The organism is Bradyrhizobium sp. LLZ17, from assembly GCF_041200145.1.
Lineage (GTDB): Bacteria > Pseudomonadota > Alphaproteobacteria > Rhizobiales > Xanthobacteraceae > Bradyrhizobium.
Genome location: NZ_CP165734.1, coordinates 5,565,545 through 5,586,863, shown reverse-complemented (window position 1 = coordinate 5,586,863; position 21,319 = coordinate 5,565,545). Strand labels below are relative to the sequence as shown.

Annotated in this window: 19 protein-coding genes; 12 read left to right on the top strand and 7 right to left on the bottom strand. The window is 63.3% G+C overall.

Annotated elements, in window-relative coordinates:
- The first annotated feature begins 136 nt into the window (after positions 1–136).
- The 5 genes from AB8Z38_RS26770 (at position 137) to AB8Z38_RS26750 (ending at position 4,436) form a co-directional block, all read left to right on the top strand.
- Positions 137–1,582 (top strand): TAXI family TRAP transporter solute-binding subunit, encoded by a 1,446-nt coding sequence (locus AB8Z38_RS26770; RefSeq protein ID WP_369720722.1) that lies wholly within the window; start codon positions 137–139, stop codon positions 1,580–1,582.
- Between the two features lie 115 nt (positions 1,583–1,697).
- Positions 1,698–1,916, top strand: coding sequence for a hypothetical protein (locus AB8Z38_RS26765; protein WP_369726617.1), 219 nt, complete (start codon positions 1,698–1,700; stop codon positions 1,914–1,916).
- Positions 1,917–2,049: 133 nt separating this feature from the next.
- Entirely contained in the window at positions 2,050–3,159 is a 1,110-nt protein-coding gene (locus AB8Z38_RS26760) for a cyclic nucleotide-gated ion channel (RefSeq protein ID WP_369720721.1), read from the top strand.
- A gap of 12 nt (positions 3,160–3,171) precedes the next feature.
- The gene (locus AB8Z38_RS26755) at positions 3,172–3,957 is read left to right on the top strand and encodes an enoyl-CoA hydratase/isomerase family protein (RefSeq protein ID WP_369720720.1); all 786 of its coding nucleotides are present in this window, start codon (positions 3,172–3,174) and stop codon (positions 3,955–3,957) included.
- 248 nt (positions 3,958–4,205) lie between these two features.
- Positions 4,206–4,436 carry a hypothetical protein gene (locus AB8Z38_RS26750; protein ID WP_369720719.1) on the top strand — a complete coding sequence of 77 codons (231 nt, stop codon included), beginning with the start codon at positions 4,206–4,208 and terminating at the stop codon, positions 4,434–4,436.
- 56 nt (positions 4,437–4,492) lie between these two features.
- Here AB8Z38_RS26750 and AB8Z38_RS26745 read toward each other — a convergent pair whose 3' ends face one another.
- The 3 genes from AB8Z38_RS26745 to AB8Z38_RS26735 form a co-directional block, all read right to left on the bottom strand.
- Positions 4,493–5,440, bottom strand: a complete 948-nt coding sequence (locus tag AB8Z38_RS26745; protein ID WP_369720718.1) for a fatty acid desaturase — start codon at positions 5,438–5,440, stop codon at positions 4,493–4,495.
- Between the two features lie 15 nt (positions 5,441–5,455).
- A complete protein-coding gene (locus AB8Z38_RS26740) occupies positions 5,456–6,472 on the bottom strand; it encodes an alpha/beta fold hydrolase (protein WP_369720717.1) in 1,017 nt (338 codons plus the stop codon).
- Between the two features lie 161 nt (positions 6,473–6,633).
- On the bottom strand, positions 6,634–7,437 hold the full coding sequence (locus AB8Z38_RS26735; RefSeq protein WP_369720716.1) for an MBL fold metallo-hydrolase: 804 nt from the start codon (positions 7,435–7,437) through the stop codon (positions 6,634–6,636).
- A gap of 182 nt (positions 7,438–7,619) precedes the next feature.
- Here AB8Z38_RS26735 and AB8Z38_RS26730 point away from each other — a divergent pair, with 182 nt between their 5' ends.
- Positions 7,620–8,819 carry an MFS transporter gene (locus AB8Z38_RS26730; protein ID WP_369726616.1) on the top strand — a complete coding sequence of 400 codons (1,200 nt, stop codon included), beginning with the start codon at positions 7,620–7,622 and terminating at the stop codon, positions 8,817–8,819.
- A gap of 165 nt (positions 8,820–8,984) precedes the next feature.
- Here AB8Z38_RS26730 and AB8Z38_RS26725 read toward each other — a convergent pair whose 3' ends face one another.
- On the bottom strand, positions 8,985–10,610 hold the full coding sequence (locus tag AB8Z38_RS26725) for an acyl-CoA synthetase (RefSeq protein ID WP_369726615.1): 1,626 nt from the start codon (positions 10,608–10,610) through the stop codon (positions 8,985–8,987).
- A gap of 599 nt (positions 10,611–11,209) precedes the next feature.
- Between AB8Z38_RS26725 and AB8Z38_RS26720 the strand changes: the two genes are divergently transcribed.
- From AB8Z38_RS26720 to AB8Z38_RS26700, 5 genes are all read left to right on the top strand, one after another.
- A complete protein-coding gene (locus AB8Z38_RS26720; protein ID WP_369720715.1) occupies positions 11,210–12,181 on the top strand; it encodes an ABC transporter permease in 972 nt (323 codons plus the stop codon).
- Between the two features lie 36 nt (positions 12,182–12,217).
- Positions 12,218–13,234, top strand: a complete 1,017-nt coding sequence (locus AB8Z38_RS26715) for a sugar ABC transporter substrate-binding protein (RefSeq protein ID WP_369720714.1) — start codon at positions 12,218–12,220, stop codon at positions 13,232–13,234.
- Between the two features lie 79 nt (positions 13,235–13,313).
- Positions 13,314–15,437, top strand: coding sequence for an ABC transporter permease (locus AB8Z38_RS26710; protein ID WP_369720713.1), 2,124 nt, complete (start codon positions 13,314–13,316; stop codon positions 15,435–15,437).
- Complete coding sequence (locus AB8Z38_RS26705; protein ID WP_369720712.1) at positions 15,434–16,531, top strand: hypothetical protein; 1,098 nt, start codon at positions 15,434–15,436, stop codon at positions 16,529–16,531. Before AB8Z38_RS26710 ends, AB8Z38_RS26705 begins: the two co-directional genes overlap by 4 nt.
- The gene (locus tag AB8Z38_RS26700; RefSeq protein WP_369720711.1) at positions 16,528–18,024 is read left to right on the top strand and encodes a sugar ABC transporter ATP-binding protein; all 1,497 of its coding nucleotides are present in this window, start codon (positions 16,528–16,530) and stop codon (positions 18,022–18,024) included. Before AB8Z38_RS26705 ends, AB8Z38_RS26700 begins: the two co-directional genes overlap by 4 nt.
- Before the next feature lie 9 nt (positions 18,025–18,033).
- Here AB8Z38_RS26700 and AB8Z38_RS26695 read toward each other — a convergent pair whose 3' ends face one another.
- From AB8Z38_RS26695 to AB8Z38_RS26685, 3 genes are all read right to left on the bottom strand, one after another.
- Entirely contained in the window at positions 18,034–18,522 is a 489-nt protein-coding gene (locus AB8Z38_RS26695) for a DUF2059 domain-containing protein (RefSeq protein ID WP_369720710.1), read from the bottom strand.
- 42 nt (positions 18,523–18,564) lie between these two features.
- The gene (locus AB8Z38_RS26690) at positions 18,565–19,782 is read right to left on the bottom strand and encodes an OpgC domain-containing protein (RefSeq protein WP_369720709.1); all 1,218 of its coding nucleotides are present in this window, start codon (positions 19,780–19,782) and stop codon (positions 18,565–18,567) included.
- Positions 19,783–20,113: 331 nt separating this feature from the next.
- Positions 20,114–20,866 (bottom strand): SDR family NAD(P)-dependent oxidoreductase, encoded by a 753-nt coding sequence (locus AB8Z38_RS26685; RefSeq protein ID WP_369720708.1) that lies wholly within the window; start codon positions 20,864–20,866, stop codon positions 20,114–20,116.
- Between the two features lie 95 nt (positions 20,867–20,961).
- Here AB8Z38_RS26685 and AB8Z38_RS26680 point away from each other — a divergent pair, with 95 nt between their 5' ends.
- Positions 20,962–21,273 (top strand): ArsR/SmtB family transcription factor, encoded by a 312-nt coding sequence (locus tag AB8Z38_RS26680; RefSeq protein WP_369720707.1) that lies wholly within the window; start codon positions 20,962–20,964, stop codon positions 21,271–21,273.
- The last annotated feature ends 46 nt before the right edge of the window (positions 21,274–21,319 follow it).

Below are 21,319 nucleotides of genomic sequence, written 5' to 3'. Positions count from 1 at the left end.
CATTCTATTGCCAGAGCGCTATCATCCCCAGCTAGAGAAATAGCTTTCTTTTTTCAGACGCTTACGAATTTTCTTGCGCGTGCGGCCGGCGATACCGCGCCGCCCGGCATCCCGGAAATAAGGCCAGAGTGCTGCCATGAGTGCTGAAGGCCCGACCTCGTCCACCGAGCTCCCGCCGCCCCGGCGTCCCAAGGTGATCAAGACCAATCAGCAGCAGGTTCTGCTGTACGTCGTGCTGACCCTACTGCTGTCGCTTGCGACCGTCTGGGCCGGCCGGGCCATGCTGCACAATTCGGAGACGCTGATCTTTGCCGTCGGCAGCCCCAACAGCGACGAGGCGCTGTTCGCGACCAAGCTCGCGGCCGTGCTGAAGAACAACGCCTCGCGATTCCGCATCAAGGTCGTCAACACTCCCGACAACGCCAAGGCGACCACGCAATTCGACCGCAAGCAGGCCGACCTTGCCGTCCTGCGCACTGATGCCAAGGTGCCGCTGCGGGCACGGGCGCTCGCAATCCTCGAGCACGATCTCGTGCTCCTGCTCGGTCCCGGCAACAAGAAGATCAAGTCGCTCGCCGAGCTGAAAAAGAAGAAGGTCGCAGTGGTCGCCGAGACCGAGTCCTCGCTTGCCTTCGTCCGCAATATTCTCGACATTCCCGACGGCCCGGACGCAGCGAAAATCCAGATGGCGCCGCAGGGCGCTACCCTGGACAAGCTGTTCGCGCCATCGAGCGGTTTTGGCGCGGTGATCGCCATCGTCCACGCCTCCAGGGCGGTACGGGACAAGGCCTATGAGCAGGTCGCCCGACGCGGCGGCTTCACGCTCAACGCGATCGACGAAGCAAAGGCGCTGGCGCGCAAATTCCCCGGGATTTCCGACGAGACTCTGACGGCGGGCACGCTATCCGCCTCGCCAGAGATTCCTGACGATGATCTCGATACGATCGGGCTGGAATGGCTGCTGGTCGCGCAATCCAAGATGTCGGCGACCACCGCCGGCGACCTCGCGCGCATCGTCTACGAGAACAAGTCCGCGCTCGGGCTCGACAGCGGCTTCGCGACGCACATCGAGCCGGCTTCCGTCGAGAAGGATGCTTTCGTGATGGCGCATCAGGGAGCTGCCGACTACATCAATGACGACACCAAGTCGTTCATGGATAAGTATAGCGACCTGATGTACCTGGGCGCCGGCGCGCTCAGTGTCATCGGTTCGATCTTTGCCGCGATCTACGCCAAGATCACCCGGATCGCGCCGGAGAAGGCCAGCGAGCTCGCCACCGCCATCCTCGATATCGGCGAACGCATCGAGCACGCCCATTCGCTGGATCAGCTCGAATGTCTCCAGGACGAACTCGAGGGGATTCTGCGTGGCGCGGTCATTGGCCTCAGGGACGGCACGATCAGCACCGACGGGCTCGATACGTTCAAGCTCGGCTATGAATTCGTGCGCGATGAGATTGACATGCGGCGGGGCTACCTGAAGCGGCACGCCGCCGAGACCGAGAAGGCTGCCCCCGAACCCACCCCTGTCCCGGACGACAACACCAATGTCGTGGTGGTGAAGACAGCTCAGAGTGCCTGAGCTGTCGATGGGTCTGGCGACCAGGCCAGCGGCATTGCCGGTGAATGCCGCCGCCGGGCCGGGGAACCGTCCGGGCATGCAACCGTTGGTTCACGATACAACCGGAGAACGGGCCATGCGTCTGCTCCTTCTCATCATCTTGCTTGGAATGCTGGTCGCGGCTGGTTACTTCGCCTATTCGGCAATGTCGGTCGCGGGCGACCCGATCCCGACGGAAGGTTACGTCGCATTGGCTCTGGGTGCGGGATTCTCCTTAATCGTCGGTATCGGCTTGATGCTGTTGCTCTTTTTCAGCAGCCGTCGCGGCTATGACGAGCCCCCGCATTTCAAATAGCGATTCGGCCCGCTAGCGCGTCAGCCCAGCCCCCGGCGGCCGCCTCGTCGTTGACGGGCTCGGTGCGGGCGGGCACTTTGGCGCCGAAGTCCCAGCCGGGACCGCAAGAGCCAAGACCGAGCTGCCATCCCGAATGCCCAAGCCGATGATTCCCGCTCTGGCCCAGTTCGTGGCCGCCACGGCCGGCCGCAACATGACCAAGGCGGCCTATGTGGCGGTGACGATCGGCGTGCTCAGCATGGTGCTGCTGACGGTCAACCCGGCCTATGAGACGGCGCACCGCTGGGTCGATCTCCTGCTCTGGGCCTGTCTCGCCTATTTCGTGTTCGAATGGGTGGTCCGGCTGCGCCACATGACGCGAACGGGGCGGCTGTCGCTCTATATGTCCTCCTCCGCCGGACTGGTCGATACGGTCGGGGCCCTAGCCGTTCCGGTCGCGCTGATTGTTGGCGCCGAACCCAAGACGGCCTGGCTGCTCAGCGTGCTCTGGGTCCTGAAGGTGGTGCCGGGCATTCCCGGACTGCGGCAGTTGCGCCGGGTGCTCGTGCTGGAATCGGGGCCACTGCTCAGCGTGCTCGTGATCTTCCTGATGGTGGTGTTCCTCGCCTCCGTCGCCGAATATTTTCTGGAGCGGGATGTGCAGCCGCAGACGTTTGGCAGCATCCCCGCCGCACTGTGGTGGGCCGTCGTGACACTGACGACGACAGGCTATGGCGACGTCGTGCCGGTCACGCCGCTAGGGCGCATGGTGGCGGCCCTGGTGATGATCTCCGGCCTCGGCGTGTTCGGCTTGTGGACCGGTATTCTGGCGACCGGATTTGCGGCCGAGACCCGCCGCGACAATTTCCTCAAGACTTGGGAATCCGTCAGCAAGGTGCCGTTCTTCGCAGCCCTTGGCCCCGCGGCCATCGCCGACGTCACCCACATGCTGCGCACCATGGAGCTGCCGGCGCGCACCATGATCATCCGGAAGGGCGCGCAGGGCGACTGCATGTATTTCATCGCCAACGGCGAGGTTGAGGTCGACCTGCCCGGCAAGAAGGTGCAGCTCGGCGATGGTGCCTTCTTCGGCGAGATGGCGCTGCTCGGCAACAATATGCGCGGCGCCAACGTTTCGACCACGAAAGTGTCGCGGCTCCTCGTGCTCGACCTCGTCGACTTCCGCGTGCTGATGGCGCGGCACCCGGATCTCGCCGAGACCATCGACGCCGAAGCCAAGCGCCGCGCGCTCGAAAACAGCTAGATGGAGACGAAAATGTCGGACATGGCCGACGCGGCAAGCCCGCCCGTGCTCGAAATCGACGGACCGCGTGCCACCATCCGCCTCAATCGGCCAAGGCATCTCAACCGGCTGCAGGCGGAAGATCTCGGCGAGCTTGTCAATCTGTTCGACCGCATCGAGGCCGATCCGGCGATCCGCGTGCTGGTGCTGACCGGCACCGGACGCGCCTTCTCCGCGGGCTACGACCTCAACTCAGTCGCCGAACGTGCGGTCAGCGCCAAGGAAGAGCAGAGCGCGGGCTCGGCGTTCGAGGTGATCGTCAACCGGCTCGAGGATCTCGGCGTGCCGACGATCTGCCGGCTCAATGGCGGCGTCTATGGCGGCTCGACCGACCTCGCGCTCGCCTGCGATTTCCGCATCGGTATCGACAGCGCCGAGATGTTCATGCCGGCGGCGCGGCTCGGGCTGCACTACTATAGGAGCGGCATCAAACGCTACGTCACACGGCTCGGCGTCGACAACGCGAAGAAGCTGTTCCTCACCGCGCAGAAGATCAGCGCACCGGAAATGCTACGCATCGGCTATCTCACTGCCATGGTCGCGGTGGAATTTTTGGACGAGGAGGTCGACAAGCTCGCCAACATCCTCGCGGGCAACGCGCCACATGCGATGCGCGGCATGAAGCGCGCGATCAACGAATTCGCCCGCGGCGAGCTCGATGAGCAAGCCGCCGACCAACGCCACCGCGACAGCATGCGCGGCGACGAGATCAAGGAAGGCATCAAGGCGTTTGCGGAGAAGCGAGCGCCGAGGTTTTGAAAGCAGTGGTTCACGCGCGCCGCATATTCCCGGCCCTCCCGGACAAGGCGCGAGGCCCGGGACTTCGCTTGCACTTGCCCACCATCGAGCGGAGCGTCGCGAAAAGTCTGAAGGCGACGCGCTTTGCCGCGTTCGACGAAACAATCCTGAAACGCAATTCTCCGCTCGCGGCATGAACGCGTTCACGCCTCGGCTCGACCGACATGCAGGGACACAACAACGGCCCCGCGCCACACTGGAGAATGAATATGTTTCGCAAATTTGCACTTGGTCTGATCGCTGCCGGCTCGCTCGGCGTCGCCGCTCTCGCCCCCACCGCTGCCTCGGCCCATGGCTTCCATCACTGGGGTCCCGGCTGGGGCTTTGGCGGCCTTTACGTCAACACCGGCGTCGGCAACTGCTATCAGGAGCGCGTCATCCAGACTCGCCACGGCGCACGCGTGCGCGTCGTGAATGTCTGCGGCTACGGGATCTACTGAGATCAGGACACCACGACAAAACCCCGATCGCCTCGCGATCGGGGTTTTGCGTTGAGTTAACCAGCCTGCCGCTGCCTGCGAAACCAGGCCCAGGTTTCGCGCGTCGTGGCGATGTAGCCGCGGCCGCGATAGACGATCTCGCCGTCGACGATCTCATTCAATTTTGGCAGCGCGTGAAACGGGATCGAGGGATAGGCGTGGTGCTCGACGTGATAGGGCATGTTCCACGCCAACCATTTGACGATCGCGCCGGTGTAGGTCGTGCGGGTGTTTTCGAAGGCACTGCGGGTGCGCTCGCAGCCGGTGTGCTCGGCGTAGAGGTAGGGCCGCAGGAAGAATTGTCCTATGATCAGCGGTCCGATCCAGACCCAGAGCAGCAGGGCCGAGGCGAACCACAGCGAGAGCGCGAGCAGCAGCACATAAAATCCGAGATAGGCGCGCGCCTCGGTGACGATGGTGGCTCGCCTGGTCTCGGGGATCCAGGGCACGACAACCTTGCCGCTGACGGCATGGCCGAGCATCAGCCAGAGCCGGCCGACAACCTGGAGCAGGCCGCTAAAGGCGATCGCGAGCTGCGCATCGGACTTTGGCTTCACGCCGACGATAAGCTCCGGATCCTTGTCCAGGTCCTGGGTATAGCGATGATGGTCCCAGTGAAACAGGCAGTAATATTCGTAGGGCAAGCCGATGATGAAACCCGAGAGGTAGCCGACCGCGAGATTGAGCCCGCGGCTTTTGAAGGCGGTCTTGTGCGCGGTCTCGTGCACCGCCATGAACAGGAAAGCGACGAGATAGCCCTGCACTGAGACCAGCGGCAGCGCCCAGAGCACGCCGTAACTGGAAACGACCTTCCAGATCAATGCGCCGACCAGCACGATCAAGCCGTAATGGATGAGGCTTTGCGCGGCTCCCCTGAGGTTGGAGCGAGCCGACAATTCGCGCAGCATCGCCGGCGTCAGCGGCTTCAGGCGATGGGCCGTCTCTGAAAGGCTAGCGTCGCTCATGATTGATTGCCTGTCCTACCTGCTGAGAAGCTCTGCGATCTCGGCCTTGATAAAGGCCTGGTCGCGCGGATTGTTGACGGGGTTGCCGGCACGATGGCCATGCAACGACGGGATCGGGTGCAGCACCGCAGATTTCGCGTTGACCAGCTTTCCGAGCTCGGCCTCGTTGTCGCGGACGTCGAAATAACGGTCGGTCGCACCCGGCATCAGCAGCACATGCGCCTTGATGGCGGCCAGCGCGCGATCGAGATTGCCATCGAAGATGCGACAGCGGCTGATGTCGCCGTTCCGCCAGATGCCGATCTGCGCCAGCAGATCGTCGGCGTCGCGGCGGGCAAAAGTCGAGTCCCAGGCGCGGACGAGATAGTCCTCCAGCGACGTAAAGCCCGCCTCGCGCCAGACCTCGTCGCGGTAAAAAGTATGCGACATCGCCCAGCCGGCATAGACCCGCCCCATCGCGCGAAAACCCGCGACGGGCTTTTCGACGAAGCGGCCGTCACGGAACGCTGGATCTGCCGTCAGCGCGGCCTTCACGCCTTCGAGGAAGACGTGATTATACGGCGCGCAACGCGCGCTGCCGCACACGACCGCGGCGCGCCCGACCATGTCGGGATAAAGGGCCGCCCAGTGATAGGCCTGCATGCCGCCCATCGACCAGCCATAGACCAGCGCGAGTTTCGTAATGCCGAAGCGCTCGGTGAGCAGCCTGTGCTGAACCGCGATGGCATCGTGATAGGTGAACTGCGGGAACGGCGCGCCGGAATTCGACGGCGAGGACGACAGGCCGTTGCCGAACAGGTTCGGGATAATGATGAAGTAGCGTTCGGGATCGAGCACGCCGCCCGGCCGGATCAGCCACTCGGTGTCCGCGTGCTGCGCGCTGAACGAGGTCGGATAGAGGATGACGTTACTCTTGGCCGGGTTCAGCGTACCGAAGGTTTTGTAGGCCAGCTTCAGCGCGGGGAAGATGGTTCCGGATTGAAGCGTGACGTCGCCCGCTTCGAATGTCTCATAATCGCGCTGGGCCGTCATGCATCCAACTCCCGCTCACGCGGCACAGGAAAGCGTCCGCCGAAACAACGATGCATCGATCATGCCGGACCAGCAAACGCACCGTTGTGCCACATCCAATAACTGTACTTATAGTACAATTATTTCATGATAGCAACGCAGACTCTGGCCCCTCGCGCGGTTCAGGCGATAGCCGCGTTATATCGCTCGACGGATGCTGCGAACGCGGCCTTGGCACCTGAGGCGATATTGCGGCCCCACCAGGCGCCGTAGATGCGGTCGAAGGCAAGCGGCTCGACCATGGCCGCGATCCGCCGCACCGCGGCGGCATTGAGCGGGATGTAGTTCGGGTAGGAGTACATGAAGCTGACGAAGCGGCGGTCCATCGTCACCTGCGCGATGTCGCCGGTGAGAAGGGCACCCTTGCCGTCCGCTCCCAGTGCATCATGCAGCATGGTGCCGCCGGCGAAATGACCGCCGGTCCGCAGCAACAACACCTCGTCGGAGATGCGGTGGGTATCTCCGGTCCAGTGGACGATCGAGGCATGCTGCCGCGTCACCCATTCACGGTCATCCGCGTGCAAATAGACCGGAACGCCGCCGAACGCATCGCTCCAGTCGGCGAGTGCGCCATAATAGTGCGGATGCGAGATCGCGATCGCCTTCAGACCGCCGAGCGAGCGGACCTGAGCGATCGCCTCCGGCGTTGCCAGCGGTATGCAATCCCACATCATGTAACCGTCGCCCAGCGGCACCAGCAGCGCGCGCTGACCGATGGCAAAACTGGGTTCGAGTGCAATTCCCGTGAGGCCCAGATCTTCGCGGCAGACCAGGTGGTGACGCTCGGCCAAGGCATCGCGCGTGAGGAAGGTTTGTCCCTTCCAGCCGACAAATTGCCGTTCGTCTTCACAGATCGGACACAGGGCAGGCGGTTTTCCTCTATCCGGGAATTGCGCGCCGCAGGTTTCGCAGGTCCAGAGGGGCATGGCCGTGATCCAGAATGAGACCGTGACAGAATGAAGTGACATCGCACTCGCACGATCGCAAGTGGGGGGCGGAACCAATGCTGTTAGCCTAAGTTAGATTCCCGTCCGTGCCGGCACAATTGGCCGCCAATTTCCGACGCAAGAGCGACCATTCGGATGGCAGCATCACTTTCAGCATCTTGATGACATCGCGCCCTTCCCCGTCTCGCCTTTGGCCCCTTTTTGCAGTCAACTTCTTCATGGCCGATATGCAGTCGGGCATCGGGCCCTTTGTCGGCGTGTTCCTCCAGGAGCGCGGCTGGGCGAGCGGATTGATCGGCACCGCCATGACGATCGGCAATGTCGCGGGCATGCTGGTCACGACGCCCATCGGCGGCTTCATCGATTCCAGCCGCAACAAGCGGCTCTGGGTCGTCATCCCCGGCATTTGCGTGGTGCTTGCGTCCGCAATCATCCTGATCTCGCAGAATTTCTGGGCGGTGACGTTCTCGCAAGTCGCGCAATCGCTGGCGAGCGCCGCGATCGTACCGGCGGTGACCGGCATCACCCTCGGCATCGCCAAGCAGAAGGGCTTCAATGCGCTGAACGGCCGCAACCAGGCCTTCAACCACGCCGGCAATATGGTCGGCGCGGCGCTATCGGGCTATCTCGGCTATAAATTCGGCTATGTCATCGTGTTCGTTCTGGCCGCGGTATTCGGCGCCATCGCGGTCGCCTGCGTGCTGATGATCCCGGCGAAGTCGATCGACGATCGCGCCGCGCGCGGTGGCAAGGAAGATGACCCCGACAGTCCGCCCACCGGCCTGTCCATCCTGTTCAAGCACAAGCCCTTGCTGGTGCTGGCGCTCGCGCTTGCGATCTTCCATCTCGGCAATGCCGCGATCGTGCCGCTCTACGGTCTCGCGGCGGTGGCCCAGGCGCAAGCCAACGGTCCGAGCTTCGTGGCGACAACGGTCGTAATCGCACAGGGCGTGATGATCGCGACATCGATCATCGGCATGCAGGTCGCGGGCAAGCGCAACTATTGGCCGGTGATCCTGGTTTCCTTCATGATGCTGCCCATCCGCGGCGTGCTCGCGTTCTTCGTTACGGGATGGTGGGGCGTCGTGCCGATGCAGGTGCTCGACGGCATCGGCACCGGACTTCAAACGGTCGCCGTTCCCGGCATGGTCGCACGCTCGCTCAACGGTACCGGCCGCATCAATCTCGGCCAGGGCGCGGTCATTACCGTACAAGGCGTCGGTGCAAGCCTCAGCCCCGCACTCGGCGGCTGGATCGCGCAATGGATCGGCTACAGCCCGACCTTCCTCCTGCTCGGAGGCTTCGGGGTGGCGTCAATAGCGCTGTGGCTGGCGTTCGGAGCGGCGGTGAAGAAGTATTAGAGACGAGCAGAGCCTCCGGCCTCTCCGTCGTTGCGAGCGCAGCGAAGCAATCCAGACGTTCACCACGGAGGCACTCTGGATTGCTTCGCTACGCTCGCAATGACGATGTGGATGCCGCGTCACTTCATGCTGCCGCAAGCAAGTTGTAGAGCGCTGTCTCGCACATCACCTCCCAGAGTTCTTCTGGACCGCCTTGTCGAGCGTCTCGGCGCCGAGGAAGCGCTGGCGCAGCTCGCGCTTCAGCAGCTTGCCGCTCGGGTTCTTCGGCAGGCTGTCGACGAAGATGACGCGCTTGGGCACCTTGAAATGTGCCATCTGGCCGCCGCAATGCTTGATGACGGCCGCCTCATCCAGCGTCTCGCCGGTCTTGACCACGACGATGGCGGTGACGGCCTCGATCCAGCGCGGATCAGGCAGGCCCACGACGGCAACTTCCGAGACCGCAGGGATGCGATAGACCATCTCCTCGACCTCGCGGCTCGCGACGTTCTCGCCGCCGGTCTTGATCATGTCCTTGACGCGGTCGACCACGGTGATGTGGCCCTCTTCGTCGACCGTAGCGAGATCGCCGGAGTGAAACCAGCCGCCGGCGAACGCCGCCGCGGTCTTCACGGGATCGTTATAATAGCCGGACAACAGATGCGGCGAGCGGTGTACGATCTCACCGACTTCGCCGACCTTGACGTCCTGCATCGCCGTGTTGACCACGCGCGTTTCAACATTGAGCACCGGCTTGCCGGCCGAGCCGGCCTTGCGGAGCTGGTCTTCCGGGCGCAGCACGGTGGCCAGCGGCGCGATCTCGGTCTGGCCGTAGAAATTCCAGAACTTGACCTTCGGCAGGCGGCGCTGCAGCTCCCGCAGCACTTCCACCGGCATGATCGATGCGCCGTAATAACCCTTCTGCAGCGTCGAGAGGTCGGTCTTGTCGAAGTTCGGCGAGCGCAGCATCGCGATCCAGATCGTCGGCGGCGCGAAGAAGGAGGTGATCTTGTGCGCCTGGATCAGCGCCAGGATGTTGTCGGCGCTCGGCTTGCCCGTGATCACGCCGGAGGCGCCGAGGTAGATCTGCGGCCCCAGGAAGACGTCGAGCTGGGCACAATGATAGAGCGGCAGCGCGTGCAGGACTTTGTCGTCCACGCTCATGCCGCCGTCGATGATGCAGCTGACATATTGCCACATCACGGCTTCATGGGTCAGCATCGCACCCTTGGGCAGCGATTCCGTACCGCTGGTGTAGACGATCTGTGCGAGATCTCGGCTGTCGACGGACGCCTCCAGAAACGAGCCGTCGGGGCTGAGGAGATCGTCGAACGTGGTGAGGCCTGCGGGCGCCGAGGCCGGATCCTCGCCCGGCAGCCAGATCAGCTTTTCAACGGCGCAATCCTTGCCGCTATTCTTGGCGCTTGCGGCGCGCGCCGCTTCGACGAAATCAGGGCCGACCGCGAGCAGCTTTGCGCCCGAGCTCTTCAGGATGAAATTGATCTCGTCCGGATTGAGCATGAAGTTGATCGGCACCAGCACCGCGCCGATCCGCGCTGCGGCAAAGCGCAGTGCCGCAAAGGCATGCGAGTTGCGCGAGAGTACGGCGAGGCGGTCGCCCTTCGTCACACCGAGACCGAGCAGGCCGCGCCCGAGTCGGTTGCAGATCGCGTCCATCTCGGCAAAGGTCCAGCTCACGCTGCCGCAGCTCACGGCAAGCTTGCCTGGCTCGCGGCTGCCTGCGCGGCGCAGGAGATCGCCGATGGAATGCTCGCGCGCTTTCGAGATAGTGGCTGCGATGTCGCTCAACATGTCCATTCCCCCGGACTCCTAATTCACGTGAGTGTCACCCTCGATGCTCGACCGGCTCTTGCATCTTGACGCGTCCTCGCGTTTGCCCAAAAGGCTAGTCGGCGCCACCGGCGGCGTCAAATGGGCCTGGACGGCGACGCCATGACGCAAGAATTGACCATTTGAGAGAGCGACCCTACGGACCGGTCTCCCGTTGCGGGAAAGCTCCACGACATTGCATGGCGCGGAAAAACGAGCGAGCGCGCCCTCAGAAAATCTGGCTTGCCCCCTTTCCCGACTGCCACGCTCTGCGCTAGGAATAACGACAAGGGCGCAAAGCCCACGCCTGGATCGATAATAACGCCAAACGGTCCGGGAGGAATTTTGGGAGGCAGCGTGGATCTCGCGCGCCGACGAACGTGGACGAATACGTTCTCGACAGAAGCGCTGTGCCCGCGCATTCTGGCACGTCGTCACGCCTCGATCCGCCTGCGGAATCTGCCTTTCGCCGCACTCAAGCATGAGCATCAAGCCGCGACCGCGGGACCGCGAGGTCGGCCGCGCCGAACGCCGTGCGCGCTGCACATGCCGCATCCATAGCCCGCAGGAAAGACCCGGTCATGACGCGCATTCGATTCAATCAGCAAGAGATCGTCTTCGCCGTCTTCGCGCTGCTCTTCCTCGTGTTCTCGATTTTCCTGAACGGCTTTCTGACTGCGGACAATATGCTAACGCTGCTCCAGAACGTGGCGGTGCTCGGCATCCTCGGCCTTGCCATGGCGATCGTCGTGATCGGACGCGGCATCGACATCTCGCTGATCGCGGCGCTCGCGGTGCCCCCAGGGCTCGTCTTGCAAATGGTGCAGAACGGTCACTCGCTGCCGGCCTCGCTTCTGACCGCCGTGATCCTCACGATCGCGTTCGGCCTCGTCAACGGTTGGCTGATCGCCTATGCCGAGGTGCCCTCGCTGTTTGCGACGCTCGCAACCGGCCTGCTGCTGGCCGGACTTGGGCAAGCCGCATTGTTTCAGCTCGACGTCGTGCAATGGAGCTCGGGCATGGACGGTTTCGAGCGCCTCGGACAGGGCACCATTCTCGGCATCCCAACGTCGATCGTGATGTTTGCGATCGCCTGCGTCGTCGTCGCCTTCCTGCTGCGCCAGACGCGGTGGGGCGCCTATATCTACGCGATCGGCGATAACCCCTATGCCGCGCGCGTCACCGGCATCCCGTCGCGTCCGATCATCGTCCTGCAATATGTCGTCGCAGCGCTGATCGGATGCTTCGCCGGCCTCGTGATGGCCGCATCCGTCAATTCGATGCCGACCCGGGTGTTCAACTCGACGCTGATCTACGACGTGATCCTGGTCGTGGTGCTGGGCGGCATCGGCCTGTCCGGCGGTCGCGGCGGCGTGCTCAACGTCGTCATCGGCACGCTGCTGATCGGCACGATGCTCAACGGCATGACCATTATGGATATCTCCTACGCCGGACAAAATCTCATCAAGGGCGTGGTTCTGCTGCTGGCTGTCATCACGGACTCCTTCCTGAATCCGCGCAACGAAGAAACGGCACAACAAGGCGACATCTGAACGACAAGAACGACAACCATAACCAAGGAGGAAGCAATGAAACATTTTGGTAGCCCGACAAAGGCGATCGTTGCCACATTGGCTCTCGCGGCAATGACTGCACCGGCTCTTGCCCAGCAAGGCCTGGACGAGCCGTTCCAGAAGCCGTTCAAGGAAGCGCTGGCCGGCAAGACCGTGGCCTACGTCCCAGTCGCCATGAACTTCGACCTCACCGAGGGCTGGTATGCCGGGCTGAAGAAGGAGCTCGAGCCGTTCGGCGTCAAGTTCGTGATCCGCGATGCCAACTGGAACACCAACGCCGGCGCGCAAGCCGTCACCTCGCTGATCTCGGAGAAGCCGGCGGTGATGGTGGTTCACAATCCGGACGTGCAGACCTACGCCAAATTGCTGCAACGCGCCGAGAACGAAGGCATCTACGTCATCCAGATCAACATGGGCTCGGCCTATCGGAGCTCCGCTTTCGTCGGCGCCAACTGGGTCGAAATCGGCGAACGGCAGACCGAAGGCGTGGTCAAGGCCTGCGAGGGCAAGTCCAACAAGATCGCGATCATCCAGGGGGCGCTGTCGGCCGCCGCGAGCGCCTATACGCTGAAGGGCGTCGAGAACGTGCTCGCCAAGCATCCCGAGATCAAGGTGGTGTCCAGCCAGGCCGCCGATTGGGATGCGGCCAAAGCCAAGGCCATCACGCAAACGGTCCTGAAGCAAAATCCCGATCTCTGCGGCATCGTCGGCTTCTGGGACGGCATGGACATCGGCACCGCCGCGGCCGTCAAGGAAGCCGGCCTCACGGGCAAGGTGTTCGTCACCACCTCGGGTGGCGGAGAGCGCAAGGGCGCCTGCGAACTGGTGAAGTCCGGCGCGTTCGATCTCGACATGAGCTACGACGTGCCGACCCAGGCAGCGCAGATGGCCGGCACGATCAAATGGCTGCTGTCGTCGGGCGCCAAGCCCGGGTCGATCAAGGGCTCGGAATACACCACGCTGATTCCGATCACCAAGGAGAACGCCGACAGCCAGACGACCTGCTGGAATCTCAGCGACCTGAAGAAATAATTGTCGCGACGCCAGACCCAGACGTCCCGGGCCATCACAGGTCCGGGACGCTTGCTCCCGAAATTTGCAAGGTCCTGGAATGCCGATGCGCGACACCCTGACAAGCCTGCGTTACCGCTACTGGCCCGATCATCTGCTCGGCGAAATCCTGTCCAAGCGATGGACCGAGACGGCCATTCCGGTGATCCTGCTCCTGATCATCGGCTTCGCGCTCAGCCGATCCATCGATAACTTCCTGTCGCCGGCGAGCCTCGCCGACACGGCGCGGCAGGCCGGAGAGATTGGCTTCATCGCGCTCGGCCTGGCGCTGGTCGTCATCGTCGGCGGCATCGATCTGTCTGTTGGCTCGATCTTCGCGCTGACTGATTTCTGCGCGCTCTATTTGCTCGAGGTGCTGGGCTGGCCGGTGCCGGCCGTGGTGGCCGCCACGCTGCTCTGCGGTGCACTGCTCGGCGCCGTCAACGGCATCCTGGTCGGATACCTGCGGCTGCGCGCATTCATCACCACGCTGATCACGCTGATCATCTACCGTTCCGCCTACGACCTCCTGATCCAGCGCTATTCCAATGCGATCGCGTCGGCCTTCCCCGACATCCCGTCCTGGGATTTTCTCGGCGGCGGCAGCGTCTTCGGCGTTCCGACCGTAGCGCTCGCCTATGTCGTGATCGCCGTCTTCGGCCATATCTTCCTGACCCGGCTACGCCCGGGCTGGCACATCACCGCGATCGGCGGCTCGCGCCGTTCCGCGTACAACTCCGGCATTCCCGTGCGTCGCACCATCGCGCTCTGCTACGTCGCCAGCGGCGTGCTGACCAGCATCGGTGCGCTGTTCTTCGCATCTCGGCTCGGAACCGTCGGTGGCGACATCGGCGTCGGGCTAGAGGTGATCGTGCTGACCGCGACCGTCCTGGGCGGCATCACGCTCGGCGGCGGCAAGGGCTCGGTTGCCAAATCGGCCGTCGGGGTGCTGATCGTGCTCCTGATCACCAATGGCCTCACGACCATGAACGCCCGCGGCGGCGTCAACCGGATGGCGCTGGCCGGCATCCTGCTCGTCGCGGCGATGGTGGATATCCGCTGGCAGAAGAACCGCACGCGCATCATCAGCAAGGTCTACGTGGCGCCGACCTATCACGCCCTGCCGCCACCACCGTCGACCGAAATTGGCCATGGCGGCCCGTTCGAGCAGAACGACAAGCTGCGCGATGTCGAGCTGATCGGCCTTGGCCGCATCGAGGCACCGGAGGATGTCATCCTCGATCGCCACGACAATCTCTATGCGGGGTCGCGTCACGGCGACATCATCCGCTTTCTCGCGCCCGACTATCAGACCATGGAGGTGTTCGCCCATATCGGCGGCCAGCCGCTCGGCATGGCGTTCGATCGCCAGGACAACCTCTACATCTGTATCGGCGGCATGGGACTTTATCGCATCAAGCCGGACGGCACGGTGGAAAAGGCGACCGACGAAACCAACCGCAGCATGCGTTCGGTCAACGACGACAGCCGCCTGAGGCTCGCCGACGACCTCGACATCACCGACGACGGCCTCATCTTCTTCTCCGAAGCGACCGTCCGCTACGAGATGGACGAATGGCCGATCGACGGACTGGAAGCGCGCGGCAACGGGCGCATCATTTCCTACGATACCAAGACCGGTGCGACACGAACCGAGTTGCGCGGCCTGAAATTCCCCAACGGCATCTGCGTCGCCAGTGACGGCCAGTCGATCCTGTTCGCCGAGACGTTCGGTTGCTCGATCAAGCGCTATTGGTTCGCGGGACCGAAGAAGGGCACGGTCGAGATGGTGATGGACAACCTCCCAGGTTATCCTGACAACATCAATCTCGCCTCGGACGGCAATTACTGGCTGGCGCTGGTCGGCATGCGCAGCCCCTCGCTCGACCTCGCCTGGAAGATGCCCGGCTTCCGGCGCCGCATGGCCAAGCGCGTGCCGGTCGACGAATGGCTATTCCCCAACATTAATACCGGCTGCGTGGTCAAATTCAACGAGCAGGGCAAGATTCTCGAATCGTTCTGGGACCTGCGCGGCGAAAACCATCCGATGATCACCTCGATGCGCGAACACCGCGGCTATCTCTATCTCGGCGGCATCGCCAACAACCGGATCGGCCGCTACAAGCTCGAAAACGCCGATGCGAACTTCGTTCAGTATGACAAGCGGTGGGGGAAGCTATCGTGATCGCGGCTGTCAAAGAGTTCGCCAACCGCTTTCTCGGGCGCGGCGATGCCACCATCACCGTGCCCTCCTTCGACGGCGCGCTGAAGCCTAACCAGAAGCTGGAATCGGCCGAGACCTTGCTGACCTGCGAGGCGCCGGAAGACCTCGCCACCGACGGCCACAACCTCTTCGTCGCCAACGGACAGCGGCTGATGTGCCTGAACGCCGGATCCGCATCGGAGGTGCGCGCCTTCGAGCGGTCGATCACGGCACTATGCGCGCTGCCCGGCGGCGGCCTCGCCGTCGCGCTCGGCGGACGCGAGGTGCGGCTTTACGCAAGCCCATCGGCTGAGCAACCGAGTGTGTCGTTTGCCGATGCGGCGTTCAACGCGATCAATGCGCTCGCGCTGGCGGAGGACAACACCCTCATTGCGACAGACGGCTCAGCGACATGCAGCGTGGACGATTGGGCGCGCGACCTGATGGAGATGAACCGGACCGGCCGCGTGTTCCGGCTGGATCCCCGGAACAAGACCGTAACGCGACTGGCCCAGGGACTTGGTTACGCCTTCGGCGCCTGCGCACATGACAACGGCGTGCTGGTCAGCGAGAGCTGGCGCCACCGCCTCGTTTTTTTGACGCCGGGCGCGTCGCCGCGGATCGTGCTCGCTCACCTTCCCGTTTATCCGTCGCGACTGACAAAGGCCTCGGGCGGCGGCTATTGGCTCACTGCTTTCACAGCACGTACACAGCTCGTCGAGTTCGTGTTGCGCGAGCCCGCTTATCGGCGTCGGATGATGGCGGAGATTGACCCGGCGTACTGGGTTGCGCCGCGCCTGCGCTCCGGCATCTCGTTCAAGGAGCCGATGCAGGGCGCGCACATCAAGACCATGGGCGTGATCAAGCCATGGGCGCCGCCGCGCTCCTATGGCCTCGTCATCCGCCTCGATGCGGAAGGCCAGCCGCTCTATTCGCTGCACAGCCGCGTCGACGGTGCCAACCACGGCATCGTTGCGGCGATCGAGATGGGCGACGACCTCGTCCTGATCGCAAAGGGGCCGGGCCGGGTTCTCAGGCTGCCGCTGGCCGGCCTTGCCGAGGAGTTTTGCTCATGAGCGACGTCGTGCTCTCTCTGCGCAAGGCCACCAAGCTGTACGCCGGCGTGCCCGCCATCGAGGCGATCGATTTCGAGCTCCGCCGCGGCGAGATTCATGCGCTGGTCGGCGAGAATGGCGCGGGCAAGTCGACCCTGACCAAGGTCATGGCGGGCGTGGTGACGCTGACGTCAGGCGCCATGACAATCGACGGCGCGGAGGTCGCGCTGAGGACGCCGCTGGAAGCACGCAATCTCGGCATCGCGATGGTGTTTCAGGAGAACAGCCTGGTGCCGACCATGACGGTGGCGCAGAATCTGTTTCTCGGACAGGAGAAGTTTTACAACCGTCTGCGCGGCATCTACATCGCCGCGCAGCAGTTCCTGCAATCGCTCAATTTCGACGTCACGCCGACCGCGACTGTGAGCGGCCTCGGCGCTGCCAAGAAGCAGATGGTGGAGATCGCGCGCGCGGTCCTGCACCGCGCCAAGGTGATCATCTTCGACGAACCGACGGCGTCGCTGACGCCGGAGGAGAAGAAATACTTCTTCGACCTGGTCCGCGACCTCAAGAAGCGCGGTGTCTCGATCGTCTTCATCTCGCATGCGCTGGAAGAAGCCCTGTTGCTGGCTGACCGCATCACGGTCCTGCGCGACGGCAAGCATGTCGTGACCGACGATGCCGCCAAGTTCGACCGCGCCGCGATCATCCAGGCGATGGTCGGACGCGACCTCTCCAACACTCTCTACGGATCCAGGAAAAGCACCGTGCGGCCGGCCGGCGCGCGTGTGCTGACGGTGCAGAACCTGAAGATGGCGCCGATGGTGAAGAACAATTCGCTGTCGGTGTTCGCAGGGCAGATCACCGGGGTGTTCGGCCTCGTCGGATCGGGCCGTACCGAGACGTTCAAGATCGTCGCCGGCGTCCTGAAGCGCGACTTCTTCCATGGCGGAGAGATCCTGCTGCACGACAAGCCGGTGCGCTACCGGGTGCCCGCGCCGGCGATCAAGGACGGGATCGCCTATGTCACCGAGGACCGCAAGGTCGAGGGCTTTTTCGAAACATCCTCGATCGCGCGCAACATTTATCTTGGCCTGCTGTCGAAGTTTTCCAAGGGACGCATGATGTTGTCGCGGCGGGAAGCCGAGACGGTCGGCAGGACCTGGATCGAACGGCTGAACGTTCGCGCCATCGGCGACAATGGCAAGGTGGTCGAGCTATCAGGCGGCAACCAGCAGAAGGTCGTGATCGCCAAATCGCTGGTGCAGGAACCCGACCTGATCATCTTCGACGAGCCGACCCGCGGCGTCGACGTCGGCGCCATCGTCGAGATCCACGAGCTGATCAACCGGCTCGCCGACGACGGCAAGGCGGTCGTGGTCATCTCATCCTACCTGCCCGAGATCATGGCGCTGTCCGACCGCATCCTGGTGTCGCGCCAGGGCAAGGTCGTGGAAGAGTTTTCAGCGCTCGAAGCGACGGAGGAGAAGATCATGTACGCGGCGATTCACTAGCGGCGGCGCCTACAGCTTGTGGCCCTTCTGGCGCAGCGCCTCGACCAGGCGCTGCTTCAGTTCGTCGGTGGCCTTCTGGCTGACGTCCTGGCCGATCTGGGCGCTGGCTTGAGCCAGTGCATCCGACTTCTCCAACAGCTTCCGGCCGGTCGGCTGGGCATAGAACGCCTCGATCTGGCGCAGCTCATCCAGGGTGAAGCTCGCGGCATAGACGGCCGCGATCTGGTCGATCATCGAAGCGAAGAACGGTGCGTAGATCTCGGCGCCCGGCGCCGTCATCGTGTCGTAATCGCGCTCGATCTCCGGCCTGTCCTGCGCCACCACGGGCCGCAGCTTGAGCAGAAGCTGCGGCAGCAACGCGCGGTACTGATCCGCTATCCTCAGCGTGACCACGAGCTTGCGCGCCGCATTCATCGCCTCCGCCGACGGCGTCTCGGCGGATGCTCCGCAGACGAGGAGCAGGAGAATGCCGGCGATCGTCAACAAACGTCTGGACATGGACTTCTCCACGAAGAGGCAGGCCAAGGGTAGGCGACGGGTTCAGCGGCTCGCAGGCGCCGCCGTACCGGTCGCGACAGGGGCGATCTCGACGGCGGTCTCGGGTTCCTCGACCTCGGTCACCTTCACAAACAGGTTCGGCACCCGCTCGGCACGATCAAGCAGCCACGCGGCACCAATCATGATGAGAATGCCGGCAAGCGAGACGGCGAGCTGCTCCCACGCGCCCTTGGTATACTGCGTCAAGATCCAGTGCGCGGAGAATGACAGGAACACGCCGAGACAGAAGATCGGCAGCGAATGCTGGCCGCAGAGGATCACGGGACGCAGCCATGCCGTATGCAGCGCCTTCCATTTGCGCGAGATGAAATGGGTGGTCCATAGTGCCAGCGCCAGGAAGTGCGTGAAGCGCAGCATGTCGAGATCGGTCTTGTCGATCGGGTAAATCGCCTTGATCATCCATTTCGGGATCAGCGCCTCGAGCGCAGGGACGTGCCAGGTCATCACGATCAGAAGCGCGAAGACGAGCCAGGCCGCGGCGATCAGCATCGCCGGCGCCGACCAGACCCATTTGCCGATCCTGTCGATCTGGCCGATGCCGCACCAGGCAGCGAACACGAACATCAGCTGCCAGCAGAACGGGTTGAAGTACCAGGTCGTGCCGGGCGGATAGGACGCGAGGTTCCAGTCGAACCAGCGCGACAGCACGTAGAGCACCACGGACGCCGCGAGCGTCAGGCTCGGCCGGCGCACCAGGCACCAGACGATGAAGGGCGCGGCGAATACCAGCGTGATGTAGAGCGGCAGCACGTCAAGATTGACCGGCTTGTATTTCAGCAGGATCGCCTGTCCGATCAACTCGTCCGGATGCGCCAGGAAATTGAACACGTTGAACTCGTGCTCGTACATGGGATTGTCGAAGCGCCGCGCGGTGCGCGCGATCTGCGCCGTGAACAGCAGGAACAGCATGATGTGGGCGACGTACATTTCGGCGGCGCGCCGCCACAGCCGCTTGAGCGCGGCGACAAACCAACCGCCGGCGATGATCGGCCCGTAGATCCAGCCGACGAGATAACCGGAGATGAAGACGAAAAACTCGGCGGCGTCGCTGAAGCCGTAATTGCGCAGCGTCAGCCAGGCTACGACGTCGTGCGGGATGTGATCGAGAAAGATCATCCACAGCCCGATGCCGCGGAACAGATCGAGCCGCAGGTCGCGCTCGACCGGCGCCAACAGTGCTGACTGGTCCCGTGTGATCATGACCCCGCCTCATTCGGTGGGCGGGCGCCGTCGCGGCGCCGGCAAAATCGGATGCTAAAAAACTTAAATCAAAAATCACCTGACCCTACGGCCAGTGGCAACGGTAGCCCACCTTGGCGTGCGTGCAAGGGCCTTCGTCATCACGGCGCGGAGGCGCGCTCGGAGCGGCCCTTATCAAAAAAGGTCGAAAACAACCCCATGCACAGGAGAGGCGGCCTTGTAAGTCCTTGCTTTGTCTACGAAACTCAAATGACCCGTCGGGCGAAAAAATCGGCCCGACGGTACAATCGCACGCCCCACGGGGGACCAGGGTCAGTGAGCCCGCACCTGGTCAGCGCAGGCCGCCCGCTACGTGAAGTGTCTCACCCGTGACGTAGGACGCGTCGTCCGACGCGAAGAACGCGACCGCGGCGGCGATCTCCTCAACCTTGCCGATACGGCCAAGCGGGGTGTTGGATTCGATCCAGTTGCGCATGTCGCCCTCGTGCAGGCCGGCTGACACCACGCCCTCAGTGGCGATCATGCCCGGATTGACCGCATTGACGCGGATCTTGCGCGGCGCCAGCTCCTTGGCCAGCGCGGCGGAGATCGCATCCACCGAGGCTTTGGTCGCGGAGTAGACGGCCGTGTTCGCCGGCGCGATGGTCGACGCGGCAGAGCTGATATTGATGATGCTTCCGCCATTGGCGTTGAAGTGCCGCGCCGCTTCCGCCGAGACCAGGAGAAGGCCGAGCACATTGAGGTCGAACTGCTTGTGGAAATGCTCCGGCGTGATGGCCTCGATCGGCGCGAACTCGTAGACCCCCGCGTTGTTGACGAGGATGTCTATCGCGCCGAATGCCTTCACGGTTTCGGCCACGACGCTCTTCACGTCTTTGGCGTCGGCCAGGTTGCCCTGAACGGCGACGGCTTTGCCGCCCTTGCCGATGATGGCGGCGACCACGCGGTCGGCGCCCTGCTTGCTGGCGCTGTAGTTCACGGCGACCGCCGCACCCTCCGCCGCCAGCCGGGCGGCGATCTCGGCACCGATGCCTTTGGAGGCACCGGTCACGAGCGCAACTTTTCCTTCAAGTCTCTTGGTCATCGCATATCTCCGTTATTCGGCAGAGGCCGGTTACTCCAATAGTTCAATACTAATGAACTATTGAAGTAGATCAAGGGAGATGCTACATTTTAGGCATGGCGCAGTTCGTTCACCCGGCGCGGGAGGAGATTACACTGGCGGGCGTGCTCGGAGCCCTCGCGGATCCGATGCGGCTGCGCATCGTCAAGAGCCTGGCCGCGCAGAAGGATTGCATGTCGTGCACCGAGGCGGCGCCTTGCCCTGACATGGCGAAGTCGACCCTGTCGCACCATTTTCGCATCCTGCGGGAGGCCGGCCTGATCCGAACCTCAAAGCAAGGCGTCCAGCACCGCAATGTGCTGCGCGAAGAGGACATCAATGCGCGGTTTCCGAAACTGCTCAAGATGATCCTGAGCTTTCCGGAGTAAGGGGGAGCCCACGACAGCGGGTTTACGCGCGACTACAGTGACCGTG